The organism is Peribacillus sp. FW305-BF15 (assembly GCF_058783805.1).
On sequence record NZ_JBYSYV010000030.1, the window covers coordinates 16,887 to 40,390 of the forward strand.

The window sequence follows — 23,504 nt, forward strand, 5'->3', positions numbered from 1 at the left end:
ACCTCCTTCTATTCTTTAGGAAATTGACGTTCTAATTCATCATAAGCATATTGTACATAACGACTTGGCTCTACCGGACTGATGGCACCTGTGCGTTTGTCTGTCCGATACCGATCGACTTTCCATTTGATTAGGTGCTTGATTTTTCTTTCTTTTTTTTCTTTTTCCATTATAATTCCTTCTCTCTTTTTCTAAATAAAAAAGGACATCCATTGAAAATAGGAATTCTAGTTTCCTATCTTTAATGAATGTCCTCCAGTTTTTCCGGCCAGACGTTTATGCAATTGTTCTTTACTTTACTGGATTTCTTCTACAACAATGGATGCTTTAATCGGGTACGCACACATTAAAGCATTTGATGATTTGAATTTGAATGATACTGCTTTGTATCCTTCTTTTTTTAGATAATCGGTAATGGCATCTTCCACTTCTTTGCTATTCAACTGAATTTCTTTAATTAATTCCATGTTATATAACCTCCTCAGACAAATTTAATGGGTAGTCGTACACAAAATCAAATCTAATTGCGTTACAGTGATCTGTACCGACATAATTTTTAATATAATAGCCCTTATTTAAAGTGAACTTTTTTTAAGCAGATAGTGGTTCGTATATTCCTAAATACTGTTATAATTATATTAAAAATGAAAAGGACGTTTATATGACTTCCAAAATAACAAAAGAAATGCTTTTTCTAGAGCTTGGCTTATATAATCCCATAACATTTACGGCTAAGGATTTTGATTCTATTGGAGAAATATTACTTCAATTAAACGATATTCAATTTGATTGTTTTTGTATTGACTGTGAAAAAGATACAACTTTCATACTTAATAAAACATCAATTAGTTCAAATTACCTTAGTAATATGAATGATGATATGAAAAGAGTGAAATTGAATTCTCATACCACACCTTTGAATTTAAGTTTTAAATGTCAAAGAAATAATTCACATATATATTCTTTCAATTTCAGAATAGTTGATTATATATTAACCAAAGTTGGTCAATTCCCTTCAGTTGCTTCTATTGAGGAACATTCGATAAAAAAGTACCGTAGCATTCTAAAAGAAGATTATCGAGATCTTTCTAAGTCAATTGGATTATTTTCACACGGAATTGGTGCTGGATCCTTTGTCTACTTAAGAAGAATTTTTGAAAATCTAATAGAAGAAAGTAAGCTTGAAGCATTAAGTCAATCATCATTGGATGAAACAAAATTCCAACAAGCTAAAATGGATGAAAAAATTAAAATATTAGAAGACTTATTACCGTCCATCTTAGTTGAAAATAGAAAATTATACAGTATCTTAAGCAAAGGCATCCATGAATTATCAGAAGAGCAATGCCTATCTTTGTTCCCAGATGTAAAACTGGCAATTGAGTTAATACTCGACGCTAAAATTTATCAAATTGAACAACAGAAGAAAATTAAATCATCCAAAAGCTTTGTCGCAAAAACTGTAGAATTACTACGCAAGTAACTTGACTAACCATCCCTTTTGGATGGTTTTTCTTCTCCTTCCTGCTCAGATAAGTCAATATTTTGTATGTACTTACCACCTACTTGGTTATATTCCGTATTCCATTAATTTAAAAATAATAAATCGGGGTGAAGCAATGAAACTTAAATACTGGAAATATAGAATTACTACGTTACGAAAAGAATTAAAAATACTGTTTGTAATAGCGATAGCATCGGTTTTAATAATTGATTTATGGCTAATTAACATCCCAGAATGGTTTTCTGTTGGAGCTGAATTAGGTGCCCTATACTACAAAATATGTTTAGGATACATCACCGGGCTAATATTCTACTTCATCAATGTTCATTTGGAATCTGAAAGATCAAAAGTCAAAACGTATAAATATATAAATAACAAGTCTGCAAAAATACATAGACTTGGTAACACGTTAATTGATTCGCTTCGTAATTCTTATCCTGTGCAACCTGGTACCAAATTCTCAAGCATGGATGAAGAAATATCGTATCTTAGCAATCACGTTAATCCCCAACTTCCTTTTACGATAGGAGGATGGTATAACATGACATTTCCACACTGGTATGCAGCAATCAATTTTATTGATAAAGAAAACAAAGAGTTAACTAGAGACCTATTATTTGTTAGAGACTCTATTAAATCTGATATTATAGAAATTTTGACAGATATTGACGATTGTATGGCTAGCTCTATAAATCTGGGACATGGGCAACTTTATGGCAATACTGATTTAAAGACTTACTCTGATGGCATGATTCAATATAAAAAATTGTGTGATAAGTTGATGAGTACAATTCGTGAAAAATACAAATATCATGAGATTGAATATCACGAAAACTTTATAAAAAACAACAAAGACTAACCGTTTCTGTTGAGGCCAGGTAAAATATTTTATCTGGCCCTTTTTTGTTTTCCTCTCCTTCACAGTTGGAGTTCCCTTTTATCTGGAGACTGAACATAGCATTTAATCAATGGCCTGAACCTTTTTTCATCATTTGGCTTCCAAGCTCGTTCATTTCTAAAACCCGTTTTATTCGTGTATTCAAGTTCAGCTGCATTTGGATTCACTCCTTTAGTTCTCTTTGGTTTTCCTTCTTTCCAAAATTCTATAAAAAGTAATCAATAACATGGTGCTTTCGCGTCGGCTCTTTCGGAGAAGAGGCTGTTGTCCTTTCGAATTTTATCTATTTGTGCTTTATGTTCTTTCTTTTGTTTCTATCGATCGAGATAAGACCAATCATTATCCATATAACAATAATTAATGAGTATTTAAATCTATTTTGAATCCCCCTTATTTAATTTAGTGGTAAATTTAGTTATGGCATGAACGGCATTATCGTTTTGCCACATTATCATTGTTTCCCCGAAACCGCCAATTGGTGGAATCATCTGAGTGAGTTTTTGGTTGCTCACAATATAAATCATATTTTCTTCCAAACTAATTTTCACTTCCTTTTCCACTTGATCCACCCCCCCTTTTTTTTCGCGAAAGTATTTAAATCAATAATTTTTGACATTTACTTTTCCTCCTAAAGCCACTTATTAGCGTCCCTGGTTGCATTCATTTCTTTATAAGCTGCTAGAACTAACTCATATTTCAATTCATCATTATCCAGTAATTCAAATGGGCTGTCCGTGTTGGGAGTTAGTAACTTGAAGTGCTTTCAACCTTTCTAAGACAAAATTCCGTATCATTTGGTTTTGAGATTGTAAAGCATCATAAAGCTGACCCATAAATCCTCCTCTGATATTCCTTTAACAACTCGTTCATTCTCGGCCTATTATTCTCTTTAAAATAAAGATCGAGTACTGATTTATCGTTAGCAAAGTTCACTGTTTGTTTTTCGTATACCAGAAATTCAATCAACAAACTAAGTGATGTAAGCTTGTATTTGATGGACTCATGATAAAGTTCTCTAACCGTCATGTCTGCGCTCCAGATTGAGGAACACCCCATACTCTTTGATGAATGCTAATGATATGGTTCCTATGGGTCCATTCCTTTGTTTGCCGATGATGATTTCAATAATGTTTTTGCTCTCAGATTCTTTGTCGTAATAATCATCCCGATAAAGAAATCCAATCACGTCAGCGTCTTGTTCAATTTGGCCTGATTCACGTATATCTGACATCATAGGCCGTTTATCTTGCCTTTGTTCTACCGCCCTTGATAGCTGACTTAAGGCAATGACACATACATCCAATTCCCTTGCCATATGTTTAAGCATCCGACTGATCTCACTAATTTCTTGTGTTCGGTTCCCTTTATGTTTGGCTGATCCCGTAATGAGCTGCAGGTAATCAATAATGACCAAAATGTCTTTACCTTCGTAATCTCGTTTCATCTTGCGGACCTTCGCCCAAATTTGATTAACAGTAATACTTGGATTATCAAAGATCCTAAGATTAAGGTTACTTACATCTCCCATTGCACCTGTTAGCTTTCCCCAATCTTTATCGACCAGATTGCTTGTTCTAATATGCTGAGCATTGATCCTGCCGTTGCTCGAAATCATTCTTTTTAATAATTGTTTTCTGCCCATTTCCAAGGAGAAGATTCCAACAGCGAATTGTTCCTGTTTAGCTACTCCCTCTGCTATGTTCAATGCAAAGGCCGTTTTCCCTACAGATGGCCGGGCAGCGATGACAATAAGATCTTGTTTTTGTAATCCAGCTGTCATTCGGTCTAATTCTGTAAACCCTGTAGGCATACCGGTAGTTTCCCCTTTTGGTGTTTCTAATTCATCGTATACTCCAACCAAGTCATCCTTTATGGACCCATCATCATCGTCTGTAAAGTTATCCTCTAATCTCATCAAATCATTGATTCCTGTCTGAATAACAATTGCAGGCTCTCCAATAAGAGCAGATTCTTTAATTCGATTTGCGACTGTGACTGCTTCTCGCCTTTGCCAGTATTCGTGAATTTTTTTTTCGTAGTATGTAAAACTGGCTGTAGATGGTACCGATGCTGCTAAGTCACCTAAATAATCAGGGCCACCAATTTTCTCTATGTTTTTCCTTCCTACTCGTTCCATTACTGTAACAAAATCAATGGGAATCCCTTTCTCGTCTAAATCTTGTAACGTCCATAAAACATTGAAATTCTTCCCTGGCGACAGTTGAAAAGGCTTTATCTTCGCGTCTTTAATTAATCCTGGCTCGGCCAGTAAAATCCCTAAATATGATTTTTCAACTTCAAGATTATATAAAAGTTGCTCTTCCATATCTAAGACCTTCCTAGTATTTTTCTGATTTGCGCCTTACATTCTTGGATAGAGTGAGCAGCCTCTTCGCTAATTTCTGATTTACTTTCTATCAACCTTAGATATTCTAAAGTTTCATTCACGCTAGGAATGGAGTCCATTCTATCTAATGGCCTTTTCTTCACAAGATCAGCAATTGTAGGAGGAAAAACACTGGATTCAAGGTGACGATCAAAGTTTTTCAGGACCTTTTCAGAATCGTGTTTTTTCAATACTCTTTCCCAGGAATCAAGTAAACTAGTAGGATCCTGAACAACGAACTTACCTGGATAACTAGAATGAATCGAATCTAGTAATTCTGCAATCTGCCTTCTCTCCATGAGTTAACCCCCTTTTTCTACAAGAGCTAAAAAGCTATTTTGTTTTTTATGTGTACCCGTATTAAATTGCGGAAATGGCTTGGATAATTTATCTGCTGCTTCTTCTGCTGTCGTGTTTCGAATGATTCCACTGGTGTAATTCTCCTTTTTAGAATGGTATGCAGGATTTTCAGTATGGATTTTTAAGCCATACTCTACACAAATCGTTGGTCGCTTGTCCCAGTCTTGATACATTCCTAATATCACAGAAGGAGATATCTTAGCACTCACCCTTGTATGCCGAATCATTTCTAGGTAATCATCAATAATCTTTAATTGATTTTTGGAATACCTGAGACGCAAATTTTCAATTTGTTCAGGTATATTGTTTTTATTACTTTCCTTTACTTTACTTTCCTTTACTTTACTTTGGGGATTAATGTCACCATTAATTTTGTTTGATTGACAATTAATGTTTACATTAACTTCTTTATTGTCCGCATTAATCAGAGTAATTGAGATTTTACTAGAGCCAATATGATCCCGATAATCGATCAGTAAAAATTCTTCGTGAAGAGTAACGGACTTTCTCCTGAGAATTGCCTCTATATAACGTGTTTGAATGCCTTTTGATGTTAAAACCTCATATTTTTCATATGTTTCTTTGTCGAATAGTCCCCAGTTAATGCAATCAATAACTATCTCTTGAACAGCATTAATGTTTACATTTATTCGGCTGGAAAAGAGTAATTGCTCTCTTTCTGTCCATCGATAAAAGTAACCCTCTTTATAGATTTTCATTAGAAGTTTCAATGTAACTCCAAAACCTATGACACCATGTTTCGCTTCAATCAAAGCAATTTTATCGTCTTGATCCATATCAACATCCAATGGAAAATAATCTAAGCCTTCTTTTTTAGGTCTGGCCATTATCACCTCGCCTCCTTTTCAAATATAATTGGTGAAAATCGATTATAAAACCTACTTAAAGAACGAATGTTTGCCGCTCCATTAATAATCTGTTAAAATAGAACTATCGAAATATTGAGTAGTTGAGTCGGTAGCTCACTGCTCTTTTTTTATGTTATTTTTTAATAGATCATGTTTCTGTAATAGAGACAACTTCAACCATTCTCCTGCGATTATCTTCACTTTACTTCCTCCAATCATTTTTTATAAAACACGTATAGATAAAATTAATCCTCCGATCAATGGGAGCAGCTGATGAATGATATTTATACCGTCCATACCATAAAGGAACGCTACTGCCACTTCAGGTGCATTAGTTATCTGGACCCATTGCATGAACGTCCCTATATCGGGAACTTTTCGGTCCTTCTCAAATTTTGAAACACAAGACTGCGTACGGTTCAGTTGATGAGCTAACTCTTCTTGTGATAGACCGGCCCGTTCCCTACAAGCTTGAAGAACAGATCCGAATTTCAATACTTTCACCACCTTTATATGCCAAATCGGAATACTTCATCTTGGTGGAACTTGTTAAGATGAAGGTGACCAGTTTTCAATGAGCTGTATGACAGACTGAAGGTCCTTGCTCCTCACATCTTTGTAAGTATGCACGCCGAATATATCTTTGATTTCTCGATACAATTCCTTAAAAAGCCTGGCAGCTTCTTTCTTGTCATCTGTGAATTCATAGACTCGACGTGCTACACCTTTTTCAAGGCGGAGCTGTTCGCCATGAGTTAGTTGAGTCATTAAACAACCTCCTTCTTAAAATAACTTGTGTTTTCATCAACAAAGCGAGTGTTTAGCTCAATCCACTTGAACAGTAAATGTGTTGGAATCAATACACCAGCTTCTCTAAAAACCGGAAAGTCTGGACGGCTTAATAATTCAGATGTTTTTGTTTCACCGATGTTGAAAAGTTGCATCAACTGTTTTCTTGTGAGCATTGGCGGTAATTGATTTTGCTGGACTACATCGGCCATGGCATTTTTGATTTCTTGCCGAAGCACTTCCCGAAAGCTTTCATCAGCAAAATCAAGATTTACTTGAATCATATTCGTGCTCCCTTCTTTAAAGATTGTCTATATTCTTATTGATCATGGTTGAGTTTATTTTCTTGCAATGGCCTCATTATGCAGAATTTACATCTGTTCTCATTTCGTGAACTATTTGAACAAAAAAAAGCGAATTTATATCTACACTTAAAACATTGGCAACTAAAGGTAACTTATTAGCACTTAACCCTTTCTTACCAGATTCAATCTCACTGATGATTGAAGGATGTTTATAACCAAGCCTTTTAGCAAAATCAACTTGCGTTAATCCCTGTTTAATACGCAATTCTTTAATACGAATTCCAAGATCTTCTCTCATTTTGTTTCACCACCTAACTTCTCATTTCGTGAACCTTATATTCGTAGTTTACCTTCTCGTTTTGTGAATGTAAAGTAAATAATTCTCAATTCGTGAATAAATTTTCTCGAATAGAGAAATGGTGATAAAATGTTATTAGTAAAAAAGGAAGTAGGGTTACTCATGGACTTTGGCGATAGATTGAAATGGTTGCGTGAAAAGTCTGGACTTACACAAAAATTTGCAGCAGAAAAAATTGGGGTTAAAAATAATACGCTATCCAGCTATGAGTCAGCTAAAAGGCAACCAGATTTTACAACTTTAAAAAAACTTGCTGATCTGTATGAAGTTACAATCGACTACATAATCACAGGAAATGAAAACAGCAATTCGTCTGATGAAATGTGGCAAGAATTTCTTAATCCTAAAACACAAATATTCTTCAAGGATTTACAAAACGCTCCAGAAGAAAAAATTGAAGAATTAATTCGCTTTTGGGAGTTCATTAAAGAGAGAGATAAGAGTAAGTAATAGCTAGCCTTTTTAAAGGGCTTTCTATGGAATCAATATAGTCGATTTTACCCAAATCTTTTTGCCTATTGGGTATTAAATTTTTAATATAAATATAAATTATAGGAGGTTATTTAAGTGAAAAGATTTACATTTGGAGGATTAATACTATCTACAGGTCTTATATTGTCAGGTTGTGGAGGGAGCGACGAAACAACCTCAGTTTCTGAGGAGAAAGCCAAAGAAGAGACAAAGAGTGCTGAACAAAAAGAAGTGAAAAATGAAATACCAAAACCAGAAAAAGACGAAGCTGGCAATACTATCTTAGACGTAGTAGGACAAAAGGCAGAATCTCCTGAGGTAACAGCTGAATTAATAAAAATAAAAGAAGTGAATGAAACATTAGATATTGCTCCCTTAACTGTTAAAGTTAAGAATATTAAACTTTTAAAACTCTCGAATATGACTGAAGATTATAAAGAAGGTCTAAAATTGGCTGCTGACACAGATACTATTGGCGATGAGGTTACTTATTTACAAATAGCTTATGAAGCTGAAAATAAAGAGGAGAAAAATATTGAATGGTACGATCTTATGAATGTTGTTACTGATAAAGGCGAACAAATTGATGCACAAATGAAAGACTTCATAACAGACGATTCTGAATTAGACTCTGAGTTTTTAGGAAAGGTCAAAAAGGAATATACTGATGGTCTAATTCTAAAAAATGGGGATATCAATAAAGTAAAACTCATATTTGGTTACACCACAGATAGCACATCCTACGAAGATATTACTCCAGAACAACAAGTTGAATATTCTTTCGAATAACAAATATTAATACTAGTAGGGGCGTGTAGACTTGAAAATTATAGCTCTAGTATTAATAATATTGGGCGTTATCGGTTTATTACTGTCAATGATGATGTTTGGTGATATCGGAGTCGCGGCTGCAATCGCTTCACTAACAGCATTACTTTCTGGATTCGGTTTTATATCAGCAAATAAAAAGCTTAATAAGTTTGAAGATTTCAAGTAAGGATAGCCCATTTGGGCTTTTCTTATAAATCAAAATCGAACAAACATTCTCTTTTTTAGGAGGGGTTTATCATGGACTATCGCTCTTCTCTACTAGAAGATTGGATTAAAAATTTTTATTATAGCATCGATATATACCATGCTCACCAACTAGATTTTTTAGATATTGCAGCACGTTTAGGACTTGTCGTTTCTTTCGAGGAAATGTCTAGCAGGTTTTATGATGGTGAAATCATTATTGAGGATCGGTTATCTTCCCAGGAGCAGTGGCAGGATTTTGCCCATGAGTTATGCCATGTTCTCAGACACGCTGGAAATCAAATCTACATGCCTAAGATGTTTTTAGAATTACAGGAAAATCAGGCAATTTATTTTGCTTACCATTTTTGCATTCCTACTTTCATGCTTTTAAAGCTGGAAATGCCTAACCATCGTAATCAGGCAATTTATTATTTAGCTAATACGTTTAATGTCACAAATAAATTCGCTTCACAAAGATTAGATCAATATCAAAATCAAATTTACACTTCTCATTTGGTTGCTGAGAATTCAAAAATGTATACCTACTAATTCTATAGGCAATGATTTCTGGCTAAAAATTAAAGGATGTGAATCATTATGGCTTACTTTCAAAAAGTCCCTGCTAAAAATAAACAGGGCTATAAATGGAAGTGTACTGAAGAAGGTCCTCGTAATCCAGCTACTGGCAAAAGAACTCAAATTACTCGGCGTGCGGACACAAAAAAGGAAGCTGCTTTTAAGGTAGAAGAAGCTCTTAAAGAAATTAGAATTTATAATGGACAAGCTTATAACAAAGATATTCTTTTTAAAGACTACTTACCTGATTGGTTAGCCACTTACAAAAAAAACGCAGTGAAAGAAAATACTTATAAGCTTCATGAGCGTAATGTCCAAAAAAAAATCCTTCCGTTAATTGGTCATATGAAGATAAAAGATTTAACCCCAACACATTATCAAAAAATCATTAATAAACTCGCTGATCAAGAAAATAGTAAAAGAACAGTAGAAATCATCCACGTTACTCTTTCTAATGCAATGAATAAAGCAGTTTCTCTTGAAATGTTATCTAAAAACCCTTGTTCTGGAGTGACCATCCCTAATAAGGCAATAAACCAAATAAAAGATGATGAAGATTTAGAGTATCTTAGCAAAGATGAAGTGATTAAATTTTTAGATGCAGCTCTAAAAGAAAATTGGAACTATTTTATATTTTTTAAAACATTAATCGATACTGGTTTAAGAAAAGGCGAAGCTTTAGCTCTCCAGATTCCCGATTTAGACTTTACCGAAAATAAAATTAAAGTATACAAAACTTTAAATTATGATGTATTGGATATTGATAAAATGTTTGGACCGCCTAAAACTGAAACATCGTATAGAAAAATTTTAATCGACGAAAGCCTTGCCGCTCTGTTAACACGTCATGTCATTAAGCAAAAGGAAATAAAGTTGAAATTGGCAGATAGATATCATAGAGAAACAACTCTTGTTTTCGAACGAGGGAATGGCCTCCCCTATTCAAAATCCACCTTACACAGAGCATTTAATCGTATCTGTAGAAAAGCCGGAATTACAAAACATATAACCATCCACGGTTTACGACATACCCACGCCGTTTTACTTCTTGAATCTGGAGCCAGTTTAAAAGATGTGCAGGAACGCTTAGGACATAAATCCATTCAAACAACAGCAGATGTCTATGCTCACGTATCAAAAAAACTCGAAGAAAAAAGTGTGGACGGATATTCAAATTACATGGATTATCCCCAGTTGAATATGAAATAGTTTGAAATGTGGTCAAAATGTGGTCAGCCAGCCCGTTCCCTTTCATTTTATAAAAGTAAAAAAAAGCCTTGGCAACTGAGAAACTCAGTAATACCAAGGCTTTAAAGCTATTAATACATTGACATATATTGTTCGCGTTCCCATGGGTGAACTTGTGTACGGAACATATCCCACTCGATTTCTTTTGCTTCGACGAAGTGTTCAAGTAAGTGTTCACCTAATGCTTCTTTGATGACTTCATCAGATTTTAATGTTTCCAATGCAGCATATAAAGTAGCTGGTAGATCAACGATACCTACTTCTTCACGTTCTTCTTTATTCATTACATAGATGTTGCGATCAACTGGAGCTGGAGGAGTCAAGTCGTTCTTGATACCGTCAAGACCAGCTTTTAGCAGAACGGCAAGTGCCAAGTATGGGTTTGCTGCTGGATCGACACTACGTACCTCTACGCGAGTACTTACTCCGCGTGAAGCTGGGATACGGATTAGCGGGCTACGGTTTTTAGCAGACCATGCAACATAACAAGGAGCTTCGTAACCAGGAACTAGACGTTTGTATGAGTTAACAGTTGGGTTTGTTACCGCAGTGAAGCTTGGAGCATGCTTAATGATACCCGCGATAAATTGCTCAGCTGTTTTGCTTAATTCCAATTTACCTTCTTTATCATAAAATGCGTTTTCGTTGCCTTTGAATAGAGAAACGTTACAATGCATTCCAGATCCGTTAACACCGAACAATGGTTTTGGCATGAATGTTGCGTGTAAACCATGTTTGCGGGCAATCGTTTTAACAACCAATTTAAATGTTTGGATGTTATCACAAGCTGAAATCGCATCTGCATATTTAAAGTCAATTTCGTGTTGTCCTGGAGCTACTTCATGGTGGGATGCTTCGATTTCAAATCCCATTTCTTCAAGCTCAAGAACGATATCACGACGGCAGTTTTCTCCTAGGTCAGTAGGTGCAAGGTCAAAGTATCCGCCTTTATCGTTCAATTCCAGCGTCGGCTCGCCTGCTGCATCCAGTTTGAATAGGAAGAATTCAGGTTCAGGTCCAAGATTGAAATCTGTGAAGCCCATTTCTCTTGCTTCTGCAAGAACACGTTTTAGGTTTGCACGTGGATCCCCATCAAAAGGAGTTCCATCCGTATTGTAAATATCACAGATCAAGCGTGCAACTTTACCTTTTTCGGAAGTCCAAGGGAAGATAACCCATGTATTTAGATCAGGATATAAGTACATATCAGACTCTTCGATACGAACGAAGCCTTCAATGGAAGATCCATCAAACATCATTTTATTATCAAGTGCTTTTTCTAATTGACTGACTGGGATTTCAACGTTTTTAATTGTCCCTAAAATGTCAGTGAATTGTAAACGAATGTACTTAACATTTTCTTCTTTCGCTAAACGAGTGATGTCTTCACGTGTGAACTTTGCCAATTTCTATTCCCCCTAATAATTCATAAATCATATTTTTTATTGGAAAAAACGGGACATATCCCCTTGTCTAAGAGATGTTCGATGCTTGCTTCCTTGTAAAAGCTCGGCACGCAGAAGCTTGCGAAGATCCTCGTCACTAAGGTCATGCCTTATTTTTTCCGCTTGTTCTAATTCTTGGGTTTTAGGTAAATTCTGTTCCTTTACAGTGAAAATCTTTTTAATGCCGGCCAGATTGACTCCTTGTTCGATTAAATCTTTAATCTCAAGCAGTCGATCGATGTCATTTAATGAAAAGACCCGACGATTTCCATCTGTTCTCATAGGAGTAATAAGTTGATGCTCTTCGTAATACCGAATTTGGCGTGCAGACAACTCAGTTAACTGCATGACGATTCCGATGGAAAAAAGAGGCATCGAACGCCGAATGTTGTTGCCGCTCATTCTTAGCATCCTCCTTTTGTTTATCTTAAAATAATCTTATATCATGTTATTAAACTTGTCAATATGATGTTACATTTTATGACGTGATTTTTTCAGAAAAATTAAATGATTTGTTACTACAAAAATATTATGACTATTATTCTTACTGGAATCCAATTATATCTGGATTCCCATAACATACCTTATTTAATTTCAATTACAATTGGATCAGCTTTTTGTCCATTAGCGCATTCACAGCAGTCAATACAGCCATTTTAACATGGGCGTATGTCAATCCGCCTTGAACATAAGCAACATATGGAGCCCTTGTCGGACCATCTGCCGTCAGTTCAATGCTGGCCCCCTGTATAAAGGTGCCTGCAGCCATGATTACATCGTCCTCATATCCCGGCATATAGGCAGGATATGGTGTCACATGTGAATTGATTGGTGATGCATATTGGATGGCCTGACAGAAGGCAACCATCTTATCCCGTTCATCAAATTGAACGGATTGAATCAAGTCAGTTCGTTTCGCATCCCATTTTGGGGATGTATTCATACCGAGCTTTTCTAAAAAGGCAGCTGTGAACATGGCTCCTTTAACAGCTTGGCCCACGACATGCGGTGCTAGGAAGAATCCTTGGTACATTTCCTGCAGACTATAAAGCGAAGCACCTGCTTCAGCCCCTATTCCTGGTGATGTTAACCGATAAGAGCAAGCTTCAACCAGGTCCTTTTTACCAACAATGTATCCACCGGTTTTCACTATCCCGCCGCCAGGATTTTTAATGAGTGAACCAGCCATTAAATCCGCTCCGACATGACATGGTTCTTGTGACTCAACAAACTCTCCATAACAATTATCCACGAACACGACGATTTCCGGGTTAATGCCTTTAACGAAGGCAATCATTTCCTTTATTTCATCGATCGTAAAGGAAGGACGTGTAGCATACCCTTTTGATCTTTGTATACCGATCATCTTCGTATTCGGTTGAATGGCATGTTTGACGGCTTCGAAATCAACGGTTCCAGTTTCCGCCAACGGAACGGCCTTATAGCTGATCTGAAAATCACGTAAAGATCCAATACCCGTCCCCCGGATACCGACGATTTCTTCCAAAGTATCATACGGCTTTCCTGTTATGTATAACAATTCATCCCCTGGGCGCAAAATGCCGAAAAGAGCGGTGGAGATGGCGTGTGTGCCTGATATAATTTGAGGGCGCACCAATCCAGCTTCCGCTCCAAAAACATCTGCGTATATCAATTCCAGCGTATCGCGGCCCATATCATCGTATCCATACCCAGTAGTCGGGATGAAGTGGGAATCACTCACTTTATGTGCTTGATAACTTTGTAATACGCGAAATTGATTTTCTTCGATTCGTTCGTCCACTTGCTTATGTAATGGAGAAATCATTGCTTCCACTTCCTGGGCAATGTTTTTCAACACTTCTCCATTTGTTAACTGCTGATACATCAAAATTCCCCTTTATAATGAATATTTCTCCAGCTGCCCGGTTATTGGATGATCAGCTAGACAAAAACCTTTGCATTCATATCTTTCCGATTCTTCATTAAAGGAGAGAGTGCGCAATATGGTTTCATTTTTCAGCTGTGATAATAGTTTACCCTCACTCGATGGCAGGAAAACATGATACGGGATCATTTCTTCAATCACGTACTTTTCAATTTCTTCCATGATTTCATTCAGATCCGATTGTTCATAGGCACTGATCATTAATGAAGCACGACTGGCTGATCTCACAAAATCAGCGTGAACCTTATCTTTCTTATTATACAACGTTAGCTGTGGAATGGAAGGGACATCTAAGTCATTTAGCAAATCCTGCACCGTTTTCTGATGATTAAAGTAATCGGTACTTGAGGAATCGACCACATGTAACAGCAGATCCGCTTCTTTCACCTCTTCCAAGGTAGAGCGGAATGCGGCAATTAAAGATGTCGGCAAATCTTGTATGAATCCAACCGTATCCGTCAGAAGCACGGTAAATCCGCTAGGAAGAATCGCCTTTCGTGTCATGGGATCCAGCGTAGCGAATAATTGGTTCTCTTCATATGAATCCGCCTCCGTCAAACGGTTGAACAGCGTTGATTTACCTGCATTCGTGTATCCCACTAGTGCTATTTGAAAGGTCTTATTACGTTTCCTTCTATCACGATAGCGTTCACGATGCTTCACTATTCCACTTAATTGCTGCTTGATTTCATCTATTTTTCCACGGATGTGGCGGCGGTCGCTTTCCAGCTTCGTCTCCCCTGGTCCCCTTGTGCCGATTCCGCCTCCTAGCCTGGACATTGCCGTCCCCTGTCCAACCAAACGCGGCAATAAATATTGGAGCTGAGCAAGTTCAACCTGCAGCTTCCCTTCCCTGGATCGAGCCCGCTGAGCAAATATATCCAATATTAGCTGTGTCCGGTCTATGACCCTTGCCTCCAATTGTTTCGAAAGGTTCCGAATCTGGCTCGGGGATAATTCATCATTAAAGATAAATAAATCCGGCTCCAGCTCCTCTTCCAGATTCCGGAGTTCTTCCACTTTTCCTTTTCCTATATATGTAGCCGGATCGACGCTTTCCCTTTTCTGGGAGATGGTCATTAAAACCTCAGCATTCGCCGTCTTCGCCAAAGAAGACAGTTCATCGAGTGAATATTCAAAATGTTCACTTGTCTCAGTTGTTTGACACCCAATCAAGACAGCCGTTTCCTTTATTGCTTCTTCCAAATCACACGCACCACCTTCTGGTAAATTTAACTTAATCATAACAAAAAAATTGAATATATAAAAATTTCCTCAAAACGAAGCTTTTAACCGTTTTAAAAATTACGATACCGTGCTAAAATCAAATTTGGCTTTACCATCAAAATCGAAAAGACATAGAGGGACATTCATATGACATGGGAAGTATTAAGCTTCATAGGTACGATTGCATTCGCTATAAGCGGAACCATCATCGCCATGGAAGAAGAGTATGATATTTTAGGAGTTTATATTTTAGGAATCGTAACCGCCTTTGGCGGCGGGGCAATCCGCAATCTGTTGATCGGCGTCCCCGTTTCAGCTTTATGGGATCAAAGTTTCTATTTTGTCATCGCTTTAGTATCCATCACCATCGTTTTTGTTTTTCCTACAAACCTATCAAAGCACTGGGACAGATGGGGAAATCTCAGTGATGCCATTGGCCTCTCAGCCTTTGCCATCCAAGGGGCGATGTATGCCGTGGAACTTAATCATCCAATAAGCGCCATCATAGTATCAGCTGCATTAACCGGATGCGGCGGCGGGATACTCCGTGACGTGCTGGCCGGAAGAAAGCCATTGGTCTTCAGAAAAGAAATCTACGCAGTATGGGCCATCATTGCAGGCTTGGCTTTAGGCAGTGGTGTATTATCCCAATCATGGCAGCTTTATTCGCTCTTTGCCGTCATCACGATATTGCGAGTCCTTTCTTACACCAATAATTGGCATCTTCCTAATAAAAAATGGGTGCCTAAAACATAAATTTGAAAAGCCCGCCATCCTGGTGGGCTTTTCCATGTCATTCTTTCTCTTCATCCTCGAAAATCAAATCTTGGCTGGTAAGCGTCAATAAATCGGATTTTTCAAATGAATCTTCCAGTAAAAGCCGCATCGCCTGCGCCCTAATTGACTTTTCTATTATATTGCGGATATAACGACCGTTAGAGAATGAAATAGGTCCCCGGAAAGAACGTAATATGATTAAATGTTCCCTTAATTTCCTTTCGGCATCCCGATTCATAAGATACTCCTTTTCCTGCAGCATCCGATCGGCTATTTCCATTAACTGTTCAATCGTATAATCCGGAAAATCAATAACAAGCGGGAACCTCGAATGAAGGCCAGGATTAAGACTTAGGAAATATTCCATTTCCCTCGAATATCCAGCAAGGATCAAAATGAATTCATGCTGCCGATCCTCCATATGCTTGACAAGGGTATCTATGGCTTCTTTTCCAAAATCCTTTTCACCGCCTCTTCCCAAGGAATAGGCTTCATCAATAAATAAGATTCCGCCAATGGCCTTCTTAATCAAATCCCTGGTTTTTTGGGCAGTATGGCCAATGTATTCCCCGACTAAATCTGCCCTCTCCGCTTCAATTAAATGCCCTTTAGAAAGTACATTCATTTTTTGAAACAACTTCCCGATTAAACGTGCTACCGTTGTTTTCCCTGTTCCCGGATTCCCTTTAAACATCATATGCAGCGCTTGCCGGCCAGTCTTCAGCCCCTTTGCCTCACGTTGTTTATTGATGTAAATCCAGGCATATATCTCTTTTATCATCCGTTTCATTTCTTCCATTCCAACCAGCGATTTCAGTTCATCTTCAATCTCTTTCAATGCCACATGCTGGTGGGGGATTTCCTGCACCAAAATTTCTTTTATCGGCAGATCCTTTTGTAGCGCTTTTCTGTTTTCCGCATTAAACACAATATTGATTTGCCCGTTATTTTTCATACGGATCGGTTGTTCCATTTCATTCACCTCTCCATCTTGGACCCTGACTCTAACACCACAATTTTTTATGATGGCATGGCAAATGCTGCATAGCCAAAATTACCCCATCGGAAAATCCGTTTATTACTTTCGTGATTAAGCCCCATTCCCTTCTTGAAAAGCGACTTATTCTGACAGGATTTTTTCATTGGAGGATTTATTACGACAAATCCCATTCCCATTCACCAATATATTAGGGGTAATGTCATTTCCTGCGGTTTCCCGGAAAATAATCCGTCCCTTGATATATATTCAAATAAGGTACGTAAAATTATCGATTCTTTGAAAAAGGACAGAGAAGGGCATGCAAAAAAAAAAACAGGTCGCTATAAGCTAAACCTGTTTTTTACATTCATATATATGATTATTCCTTCACTTCGTAATCGATCTGAACATTACGTTGTGGAGCAAATGTAGAAATCGCATGTTTATAGACTAATTGCTGCTTGCCCTCCGATTCAAATAAAACGGTAAAATTATCGAACCCTTTCACTTGTCCTCTAATCTGGAACCCGTTTAATAAAAATACCGTCACATACGTACCATCTTTACGTAGTTGATTAAGAAACTGATCTTGAATATTTACTGATTGTTTCATGTATTAGTCCTCCTCTTTTCTCTCTAAATTTATGTATTCGCCTTCACCGAAAAGCTTTCCTGCTATAAATCCAGATATTTCATGTATTTTTTTTGGAAAACCCTCGAGATCGGTCATATTAAACCAAATTACATCCATTTTATTCCGGAACCAGGTCAATTGCCTTTTTGCGTATCGACGGGAGTTTTGCTTTAATGTCTCAACGGCTTCATCCAATGAAGCCCTTCCATCCAAATAATCATAGATTTCTTTATAGCCTATAGCCTGGATCGATTGGCAATCCCTCAAACCTTTTTCATGAAATGACTCCACCTCTTGAATCAGCCCTTCTTCTACCATAACATCAACACGTTGATCGATGCGTCGATATAACTTTTCACGTTCCATTGTCAATCCAATGATGCACGTATCATATTTGAATTCTGTAGGCTGTTCATTCAGCTGCTCACTCATCGTTTTACCAGTACAATGATAAATCTCAAGTGCCCTGATCACCCTTCTTACATTATTAGGATGAATCCGATTCGCGCTTTCCGGGTCAATGCTGCGTAATTGTTCAAAAACAGGATCTATTCCTGACTCCCTTACCTGTTTTTCAAGTCCCTCCCTATAAATAGGGTCGGATGGCGCCTCCGAAAATTGATAATCATAGATGACTGATTGTATGTATAATCCTGTTCCGCCGACGATAATGGGAAGTTTACCTCTGCTTTGGATATCCTCGATACAAGCATTGGCTCGCTCCTGGAACTCTGCCGCACTAAATGGTTCATCAGGTTCTTTAATATCAAGTAAATAATGAGGGATTCCTTCTGTTTCTTCCCTCTTGATTTTTGCAGTACCAATATCCATCCCCTTATAAACCTGCATGGAGTCTCCGCTAATAATTTCACCATTAAATAACTTTGCCATCTCAATGCTCATCTTTGTCTTCCCAACAGCAGTCGGTCCAATGATAACGAGAAGTTTTCCTTTTTGTTGTTTCACAATCTCACTGCCTTAAATGATTTTTTCCCTATCTTATCATAATCTCGTTGAGAGCAGCTAAACATCTACCCATTATGTCCAATTGAGGCACTTTTATTCAATTTTTCACCTGCAATAATCATCATCTTTATATAAAAAAGGTATGATCCCTTTCAGGGTCATACCTTCTTATCAAATGTGTTTCCTTTGGATCAATTCAGCCCATTTTTCCATTTACGGGAATGATCATCGTAACGGTCGTTTCATTTTCAGAGGATTGTACATGAATCTCTCCATCATATCTGTTCACTAAGTCTTTGACGATGAACAATCCTTGTCCGCGAACTTTGCCCTTTTGTGCCTTTTTGGTTGAAAAACCGCTGGCGAATATATTCTCCAGATCTAATTCCGAAATCATTGGTCCGGTGTTCGTGACCATAAACGAATACTTTTCATCATCAGCTTTGCAGGCAATATCCATTCGGCGTTCTTGCTCTGGCAATTCAATTGTTGCCTCAATAGCATTGTCGATAACATTTGATAATAATTTTATCAAATCGATTGTTTTGATCCGATTGAAGGATTTGGGTGAAACATCAATTTCGATATCGATATTATAATTCTGGGCCGAGAGCCTTTTGGTCTCCAACAGGACAGACAAGCCCGGATGAATCACATCCAATTTCATCGATTCAATTGAATGCACTTCTTTTGAAAGCCCGGTTAAGTATTCGAGTACTTTTTCGTTCTCTTCTAATTTAAGCAGTCCATGTATCACCTGAATATGATTGGAAAAATCATGCCTTAATGAGCGGACTGAAGCAAATAGAGATTGGAATTCCGATTGATACGTATCTTCCGTATCCCCCACTTCACGTGTCAGTTCCTTTTGATACCATTTTTGAATGACAAAAAAGGTAACCAGCAGCATGATGACAAATCCACCATTATAAACAAGAATGGCAATGCTGCTTTTCAATACCTTGCCGTTAATGGCATTAATATCTTCCGCGCTCACATCAATGCCCAAAAAACCAATAATGTCGCCATCTTGATTTTTCATTGGCACTCCCACAGTCAAATACTCACCATATTCCGGATCTTCTAGAATCCCGGTAATGAAGCTTTTGCCTTCATACCCCTGTTTGACCTGCTCCGGCGGAACAGTACATGCACCACCGATAGGAAAATCCCCTTTATGATCTTTAGAAAACCCAGTAATCATGCACTTGGATACTGTGGGATTCTCAATCAGGATGGTATAAACATATAATGCTCCTATTTTTTCACGGGCATCCTCTAAGTAAGCTTTTATATCCAAATAATCCTGGCTCTTTACTTGGTTATTGAGAAATCGTTGATAAGCCTCCATATCCATCGAGTCGGCTATAGATCTGGCAGCTACCAAGTTTTGATTGGCAACGGATTTTTGCACAGAATTTTTAATGCTTAAATATGTTGAAAACATATTTAGAAGAATGAAAACAATCAATAAAAGTATGGTCAAATAAAGAAGTGCCCTTAACTTTTTATTTTTCATAGGATTAAACTTACCTCATCTCTAGCAGCTAAAAGTTAACGAACCTATTCTGAGTTTACTATATTAAGGGATAAAGAAATAGGGAAAAATCTAATATTCTCTATAACCCCAGGCATATAATACTATAATAAATCAAGTAATTGACAGATTACCCACCATTTTTTTGATCATATGACTTTTTATGTTTAATATAAACCACATCAATTATTAATACTTTCCAATAAATCATTTTATTCCCAAAAGTAATTATTTTAGTATAATTATGTATGTAAAAATGGTAAAAATAAATGATGCGGGGTTCGAAATTCTCGCTTCAAATAAATAATTTTACCCTTTATTTGAAAATATTACAATATTGTAAAGGATTAATCTGTAAAATCACACCATATTTCATATATTCGTGCAAAATAGCGGATCACTCCTCTTTCAATAGTTCATATTGACTAATTTTTCATCAATGAAAATGCCGTTTCAATGAGAGGACTCCTGAATAAAAAAAATGGAATCAGGGACTGAACCCCAGATTCCATTTACATATGATAGCTTCTATTTAATCGAATTGATGACTGCCCGCTCATACATCTTTTTAGTTACTTGATAGTATAGCAGTTGAAAAAGAAAATACGTTGCGATGACCATGGCCGAGTAGGCAAACAAATTCGATCCCAATAAATTGCTTAATGCCACGTAGGCGACTATGGCATGAATCACCCCTATCAGAAACGGAGCGAAAAAGAGGATGCGTATTTCGGCGCTTAAAATTTGCCGTATTTCTTTTTTTGTCAACCCCAATCGATGAAGGGCATGGATTTGAATTTTTTTATCTTCTAAATTCGTAAAAACTCGCAGATACATCATGCTCCCTTGGACGATAAAGAATAATAGACTGACAAACAAGCCGATAAAAAGAATCAATATGCTTCCCTGTTTCATTTCTTGATAAATCGGAGCTCTTGTTTGCAGTTGATTATGATCATTAGAAATTTGTTCGATTTCACTAGATGTTTCCATTGATTCTTCCCAATCTTTAACTTCATACCCTCGTACTCTTGCCATCTCTTTTAATGGCACATCAGCAGTGATTTCATGATACAGCTGATCATCGACCACCATCAAAGTCGTTGCTGCTTTTATGGGTGCGACTATCGATTGATTTCGCTGACCAACCATTGTTACCTGGATGGTTCCATTGCCAAAGTGCAGCTCCTTTTGTTCTCCCTTGTGGACGAATTGATAGTCCAGTCCCCCATAAGGAAAAATATATAACGCTTCTTTTCCTGATAACTTTGCTGGTTCAATTTTTCGCAATGCAGCCGCATTGTTATAATCACTTTCCGAGATTAATAATGACCTAATTTCATTGGGTTCTCCCGTTCTCATATGGGGTAACATGTGGGTGATGGGCACTCCAGTCATATTTACTTCGTAAAGGATCTTGAATCCATCTTCCTTTAATGTATTCTCCACTGCGGATGGTTCAATAACTGAATAAATGGAAGCGTCATTTTCAATCCAGCCAATTGCTTGCGGAATGTTATCCATCCCTTGCTTTTTTAAATCTGCACTGAACATGAAAAGTGTTCCTGCAGCTGTCAAAATCACGGCTGTAATGATCGAGGTCAAAAAGAATAACCTGGAATAGTCCTTAATATTGAAGATCAGGTTTGTTTGAGTAATTAAATTCGTTCCGCCATATAAGCTTTTCTTCTTCCGGTAAAGCCTGCTGCAAAGAGCGACAATGCTTTGGCTGAATAAAAAATAGGTGCCGATCAGTACGAAGAATACTATGGGCAATACTCGAATATAAGAATTGTTCAACGACAGCGTACATGCAAAATAATAAGAAATGCTTAAGAAAACTGCTGATAATGCAACTAACCACTTTGAAACGAAGGGAGTCTTTTTGGGTTTTTGTTTATCTTTGAGTAAATCGACTACCTCCGCATTTCCTATTTGGAACAATGATAGGAGCGATAATAGCTGAAATAGCAAAATGAAACCAACAATAGTATAAATAAAGGCCTCAGGGACAAAGACAAACGATATTGGTTGCTCTACAGCCAATAACCAAGAAATTGCCATTAAGAATAACTTTGAGAACAAAAACCCTAAGCCAACTCCAATCAGGATAGATATGAGGGAAACCATCGTTTGCTCCAGGTAAATCAGTTTTCTAAGTTGGGATTTGGACATTCCAAGCAGTGTCAGTAGCCCAAACTCTTTTTTTCGCGGCTGTATAAATGCTGCATTCGAATAAGCAATGAAGAAAACCGAAAATATGATGATCACTATTTCAGCTGCAATAAGTCCCCTGCTAATTAGCTTTCCCCCCGGGATATCCGCATGGACCACATCTGGATGAAAGATAAACGATGCGTAAATAAAAAAGATTGAGACGGAAAGGACGATACTGAAAAAATAAGCTAGATAACGTTGAGCATTTCCTTGAATATTTCTCTTAGCGAGAAGTCGGATGTTCATGATAGACTCCTCCCAAAACGCTTAACGTATCTAAAATCCTTTGATGGAAACTCTGTCTTTCCCCTCCGCTGTGAACCTCCGAAAAGAACCTGCCATCCTTTATGAATAGGATCCGGTCACAGAAACTGGCGGCAGTCGGGTCATGAGTGACCATGAGAATGGTTGCTCCCTTTTTCTCCTGAAGTGTCGTGAGGGTATCCATTACCTGCTTGGCAGATTTGGAATCCAAATTACCAGTAGGTTCATCCGCTAAAATAATGGAAGGCTCATGAATCATCGCTCTTGCACAAGCCGTTCGTTGCTGCTGACCTCCGGAAATTTCATAAGTCCGCTTTTCTAAAATCCCTTCTATACCAAGAAGGCTCGCCAACTGATTCACCCTATTTTCCATTTCCTGCAGTTTATAACGATCTAATGCTAGAGGAAGGAGGATATTTTCGCGAACGGTAAGTGTATCAAGAAGGTTGAAGTCTTGAAAAACAAATCCAATTTCCCTCCTGCGAAACAATGCCAGGTCCTGATTGTTTAATTCATTAGGATTTTGATCATTTAGAATGACTTTACCTGTGGTTGGCTTATCAATCGTGGCCATTAAGTTAAGCAGGGTGGTTTTCCCGCTGCCGGATGGACCCATCACTCCGACAAATTCCCCTTTCTGTACATTCATGGTGAAATTATGTAACGCCTTATGAAATAAATTCCCCTGTTTTTGAAAATAAGTTTTGGATAGTTGTTCTGCTTTTAAAATCGACATCCGAAAATACCTCC

General features: G+C 37.4%; 28 protein-coding genes. 8 read left to right on the forward strand and 20 right to left on the reverse strand.

Going from position 1 to position 23,504, the window contains the following annotated elements; translation table 11 throughout:
- Positions 1 to 8: 8 nt before the first annotated feature.
- Both AC3WLU_RS23535 and AC3WLU_RS23540 read right to left on the reverse strand, forming a co-directional pair.
- Positions 9 to 170 (reverse strand): hypothetical protein, encoded by a 162-nt coding sequence (locus AC3WLU_RS23535; protein WP_492598022.1) that lies wholly within the window; start codon positions 168 to 170, stop codon positions 9 to 11.
- 126 nt (positions 171 to 296) lie between these two features.
- The gene (locus AC3WLU_RS23540) at positions 297 to 467 is read right to left on the reverse strand and encodes a hypothetical protein (protein WP_492598023.1); all 171 of its coding nucleotides are present in this window, start codon (positions 465 to 467) and stop codon (positions 297 to 299) included.
- A gap of 194 nt (positions 468 to 661) precedes the next feature.
- On the opposite strand from AC3WLU_RS23540, the gene AC3WLU_RS23545 reads away from it, so the two are divergent.
- Together AC3WLU_RS23545 and AC3WLU_RS23550 are read left to right on the forward strand one after the other, a co-directional pair.
- Positions 662 to 1,483 (forward strand): hypothetical protein, encoded by an 822-nt coding sequence (locus AC3WLU_RS23545; protein WP_492598024.1) that lies wholly within the window; start codon positions 662 to 664, stop codon positions 1,481 to 1,483.
- A gap of 136 nt (positions 1,484 to 1,619) precedes the next feature.
- Complete coding sequence (locus tag AC3WLU_RS23550; protein WP_492598025.1) at positions 1,620 to 2,363, forward strand: hypothetical protein; 744 nt, start codon at positions 1,620 to 1,622, stop codon at positions 2,361 to 2,363.
- A 413-nt stretch (positions 2,364 to 2,776) separates the two neighbouring features.
- Here AC3WLU_RS23550 and AC3WLU_RS23555 read toward each other — a convergent pair whose 3' ends face one another.
- The 8 genes from AC3WLU_RS23555 to AC3WLU_RS23590 form a co-directional block, all read right to left on the reverse strand.
- Positions 2,777 to 2,962: a DUF3954 domain-containing protein gene (locus AC3WLU_RS23555; RefSeq protein ID WP_492598026.1), complete on the reverse strand. Its 186-nt coding sequence runs from the start codon at positions 2,960 to 2,962 to the stop codon at positions 2,777 to 2,779.
- 455 nt (positions 2,963 to 3,417) lie between these two features.
- Positions 3,418 to 4,728, reverse strand: coding sequence for a replicative DNA helicase (gene dnaB / locus AC3WLU_RS23560; RefSeq protein WP_492598027.1), 1,311 nt, complete (start codon positions 4,726 to 4,728; stop codon positions 3,418 to 3,420).
- A gap of 2 nt (positions 4,729 to 4,730) precedes the next feature.
- A complete protein-coding gene (locus tag AC3WLU_RS23565; RefSeq protein ID WP_268590421.1) occupies positions 4,731 to 5,087 on the reverse strand; it encodes a replicative helicase loader/inhibitor in 357 nt (118 codons plus the stop codon).
- A gap of 3 nt (positions 5,088 to 5,090) precedes the next feature.
- Positions 5,091 to 5,996: a DUF4373 domain-containing protein gene (locus AC3WLU_RS23570; RefSeq protein WP_363929443.1), complete on the reverse strand. Its 906-nt coding sequence runs from the start codon at positions 5,994 to 5,996 to the stop codon at positions 5,091 to 5,093.
- Positions 5,997 to 6,239: 243 nt separating this feature from the next.
- On the reverse strand, positions 6,240 to 6,512 hold the full coding sequence (locus AC3WLU_RS23575; protein ID WP_239860742.1) for a helix-turn-helix domain-containing protein: 273 nt from the start codon (positions 6,510 to 6,512) through the stop codon (positions 6,240 to 6,242).
- 54 nt (positions 6,513 to 6,566) lie between these two features.
- Positions 6,567 to 6,785 (reverse strand): ORF6C domain-containing protein, encoded by a 219-nt coding sequence (locus AC3WLU_RS23580; RefSeq protein ID WP_403064934.1) that lies wholly within the window; start codon positions 6,783 to 6,785, stop codon positions 6,567 to 6,569.
- Positions 6,785 to 7,090 carry a DNA-binding protein gene (locus AC3WLU_RS23585; protein ID WP_492598028.1) on the reverse strand — a complete coding sequence of 102 codons (306 nt, stop codon included), beginning with the start codon at positions 7,088 to 7,090 and terminating at the stop codon, positions 6,785 to 6,787. Before AC3WLU_RS23585 ends, AC3WLU_RS23580 begins: the two co-directional genes overlap by 1 nt.
- A 76-nt stretch (positions 7,091 to 7,166) precedes the next feature.
- Positions 7,167 to 7,409, reverse strand: a complete 243-nt coding sequence (locus AC3WLU_RS23590; protein ID WP_492598029.1) for a helix-turn-helix domain-containing protein — start codon at positions 7,407 to 7,409, stop codon at positions 7,167 to 7,169.
- A 129-nt stretch (positions 7,410 to 7,538) separates the two neighbouring features.
- On the opposite strand from AC3WLU_RS23590, the gene AC3WLU_RS23595 reads away from it, so the two are divergent.
- The 5 genes from AC3WLU_RS23595 to AC3WLU_RS23615 all read left to right on the forward strand — a co-directional run bounded on the left by AC3WLU_RS23595 (position 7,539) and on the right by AC3WLU_RS23615 (position 10,742).
- Positions 7,539 to 7,919 (forward strand): helix-turn-helix domain-containing protein, encoded by a 381-nt coding sequence (locus AC3WLU_RS23595; protein WP_492598030.1) that lies wholly within the window; start codon positions 7,539 to 7,541, stop codon positions 7,917 to 7,919.
- 117 nt (positions 7,920 to 8,036) lie between these two features.
- Complete coding sequence (locus AC3WLU_RS23600) at positions 8,037 to 8,729, forward strand: hypothetical protein (protein WP_492598031.1); 693 nt, start codon at positions 8,037 to 8,039, stop codon at positions 8,727 to 8,729.
- 31 nt (positions 8,730 to 8,760) lie between these two features.
- The gene (locus AC3WLU_RS23605) at positions 8,761 to 8,937 is read left to right on the forward strand and encodes a hypothetical protein (RefSeq protein WP_268590427.1); all 177 of its coding nucleotides are present in this window, start codon (positions 8,761 to 8,763) and stop codon (positions 8,935 to 8,937) included.
- 71 nt (positions 8,938 to 9,008) lie between these two features.
- Positions 9,009 to 9,506: an ImmA/IrrE family metallo-endopeptidase gene (locus AC3WLU_RS23610; RefSeq protein WP_492598032.1), complete on the forward strand. Its 498-nt coding sequence runs from the start codon at positions 9,009 to 9,011 to the stop codon at positions 9,504 to 9,506.
- 48 nt (positions 9,507 to 9,554) lie between these two features.
- Complete coding sequence (locus AC3WLU_RS23615; RefSeq protein ID WP_492598033.1) at positions 9,555 to 10,742, forward strand: tyrosine-type recombinase/integrase; 1,188 nt, start codon at positions 9,555 to 9,557, stop codon at positions 10,740 to 10,742.
- Between the two features lie 110 nt (positions 10,743 to 10,852).
- Here the strand turns inward: AC3WLU_RS23615 and glnA are convergent, their stop codons facing one another.
- The 4 genes from glnA to hflX form a co-directional block, all read right to left on the reverse strand.
- The gene (gene glnA / locus AC3WLU_RS23620) at positions 10,853 to 12,187 is read right to left on the reverse strand and encodes a type I glutamate--ammonia ligase (RefSeq protein WP_034313424.1); all 1,335 of its coding nucleotides are present in this window, start codon (positions 12,185 to 12,187) and stop codon (positions 10,853 to 10,855) included.
- Between the two features lie 36 nt (positions 12,188 to 12,223).
- On the reverse strand, positions 12,224 to 12,628 hold the full coding sequence (locus AC3WLU_RS23625; RefSeq protein WP_034313425.1) for a MerR family transcriptional regulator: 405 nt from the start codon (positions 12,626 to 12,628) through the stop codon (positions 12,224 to 12,226).
- Between the two features lie 196 nt (positions 12,629 to 12,824).
- Positions 12,825 to 14,093, reverse strand: a complete 1,269-nt coding sequence (locus AC3WLU_RS23630) for a methionine gamma-lyase family protein (protein ID WP_413001928.1) — start codon at positions 14,091 to 14,093, stop codon at positions 12,825 to 12,827.
- A 12-nt stretch (positions 14,094 to 14,105) separates the two neighbouring features.
- Complete coding sequence (gene hflX / locus AC3WLU_RS23635; RefSeq protein ID WP_057276372.1) at positions 14,106 to 15,359, reverse strand: GTPase HflX; 1,254 nt, start codon at positions 15,357 to 15,359, stop codon at positions 14,106 to 14,108.
- A 168-nt stretch (positions 15,360 to 15,527) separates the two neighbouring features.
- On the opposite strand from hflX, the gene AC3WLU_RS23640 reads away from it, so the two are divergent.
- Positions 15,528 to 16,136: a trimeric intracellular cation channel family protein gene (locus tag AC3WLU_RS23640; RefSeq protein ID WP_034313431.1), complete on the forward strand. Its 609-nt coding sequence runs from the start codon at positions 15,528 to 15,530 to the stop codon at positions 16,134 to 16,136.
- Positions 16,137 to 16,173: 37 nt separating this feature from the next.
- Here the strand turns inward: AC3WLU_RS23640 and spoVK are convergent, their stop codons facing one another.
- The 6 genes from spoVK to AC3WLU_RS23670 all read right to left on the reverse strand — a co-directional run bounded on the left by spoVK (position 16,174) and on the right by AC3WLU_RS23670 (position 23,490).
- A complete protein-coding gene (gene spoVK / locus AC3WLU_RS23645) occupies positions 16,174 to 17,130 on the reverse strand; it encodes a stage V sporulation protein K (RefSeq protein WP_034313433.1) in 957 nt (318 codons plus the stop codon).
- A gap of 385 nt (positions 17,131 to 17,515) precedes the next feature.
- The gene (gene hfq, locus AC3WLU_RS23650) at positions 17,516 to 17,749 is read right to left on the reverse strand and encodes an RNA chaperone Hfq (RefSeq protein ID WP_034313436.1); all 234 of its coding nucleotides are present in this window, start codon (positions 17,747 to 17,749) and stop codon (positions 17,516 to 17,518) included.
- 3 nt (positions 17,750 to 17,752) lie between these two features.
- The gene (gene miaA, locus AC3WLU_RS23655) at positions 17,753 to 18,673 is read right to left on the reverse strand and encodes a tRNA (adenosine(37)-N6)-dimethylallyltransferase MiaA (RefSeq protein ID WP_492598041.1); all 921 of its coding nucleotides are present in this window, start codon (positions 18,671 to 18,673) and stop codon (positions 17,753 to 17,755) included.
- A gap of 259 nt (positions 18,674 to 18,932) precedes the next feature.
- Complete coding sequence (locus tag AC3WLU_RS23660) at positions 18,933 to 20,255, reverse strand: sensor histidine kinase (RefSeq protein ID WP_492598034.1); 1,323 nt, start codon at positions 20,253 to 20,255, stop codon at positions 18,933 to 18,935.
- A gap of 546 nt (positions 20,256 to 20,801) precedes the next feature.
- The gene (locus tag AC3WLU_RS23665; protein WP_492598035.1) at positions 20,802 to 22,736 is read right to left on the reverse strand and encodes an FtsX-like permease family protein; all 1,935 of its coding nucleotides are present in this window, start codon (positions 22,734 to 22,736) and stop codon (positions 20,802 to 20,804) included.
- Positions 22,714 to 23,490 carry an ABC transporter ATP-binding protein gene (locus AC3WLU_RS23670; protein WP_440440086.1) on the reverse strand — a complete coding sequence of 259 codons (777 nt, stop codon included), beginning with the start codon at positions 23,488 to 23,490 and terminating at the stop codon, positions 22,714 to 22,716. The genes AC3WLU_RS23665 and AC3WLU_RS23670 overlap by 23 nt, the downstream gene beginning before the upstream one ends.
- Positions 23,491 to 23,504 lie beyond the last annotated feature (14 nt).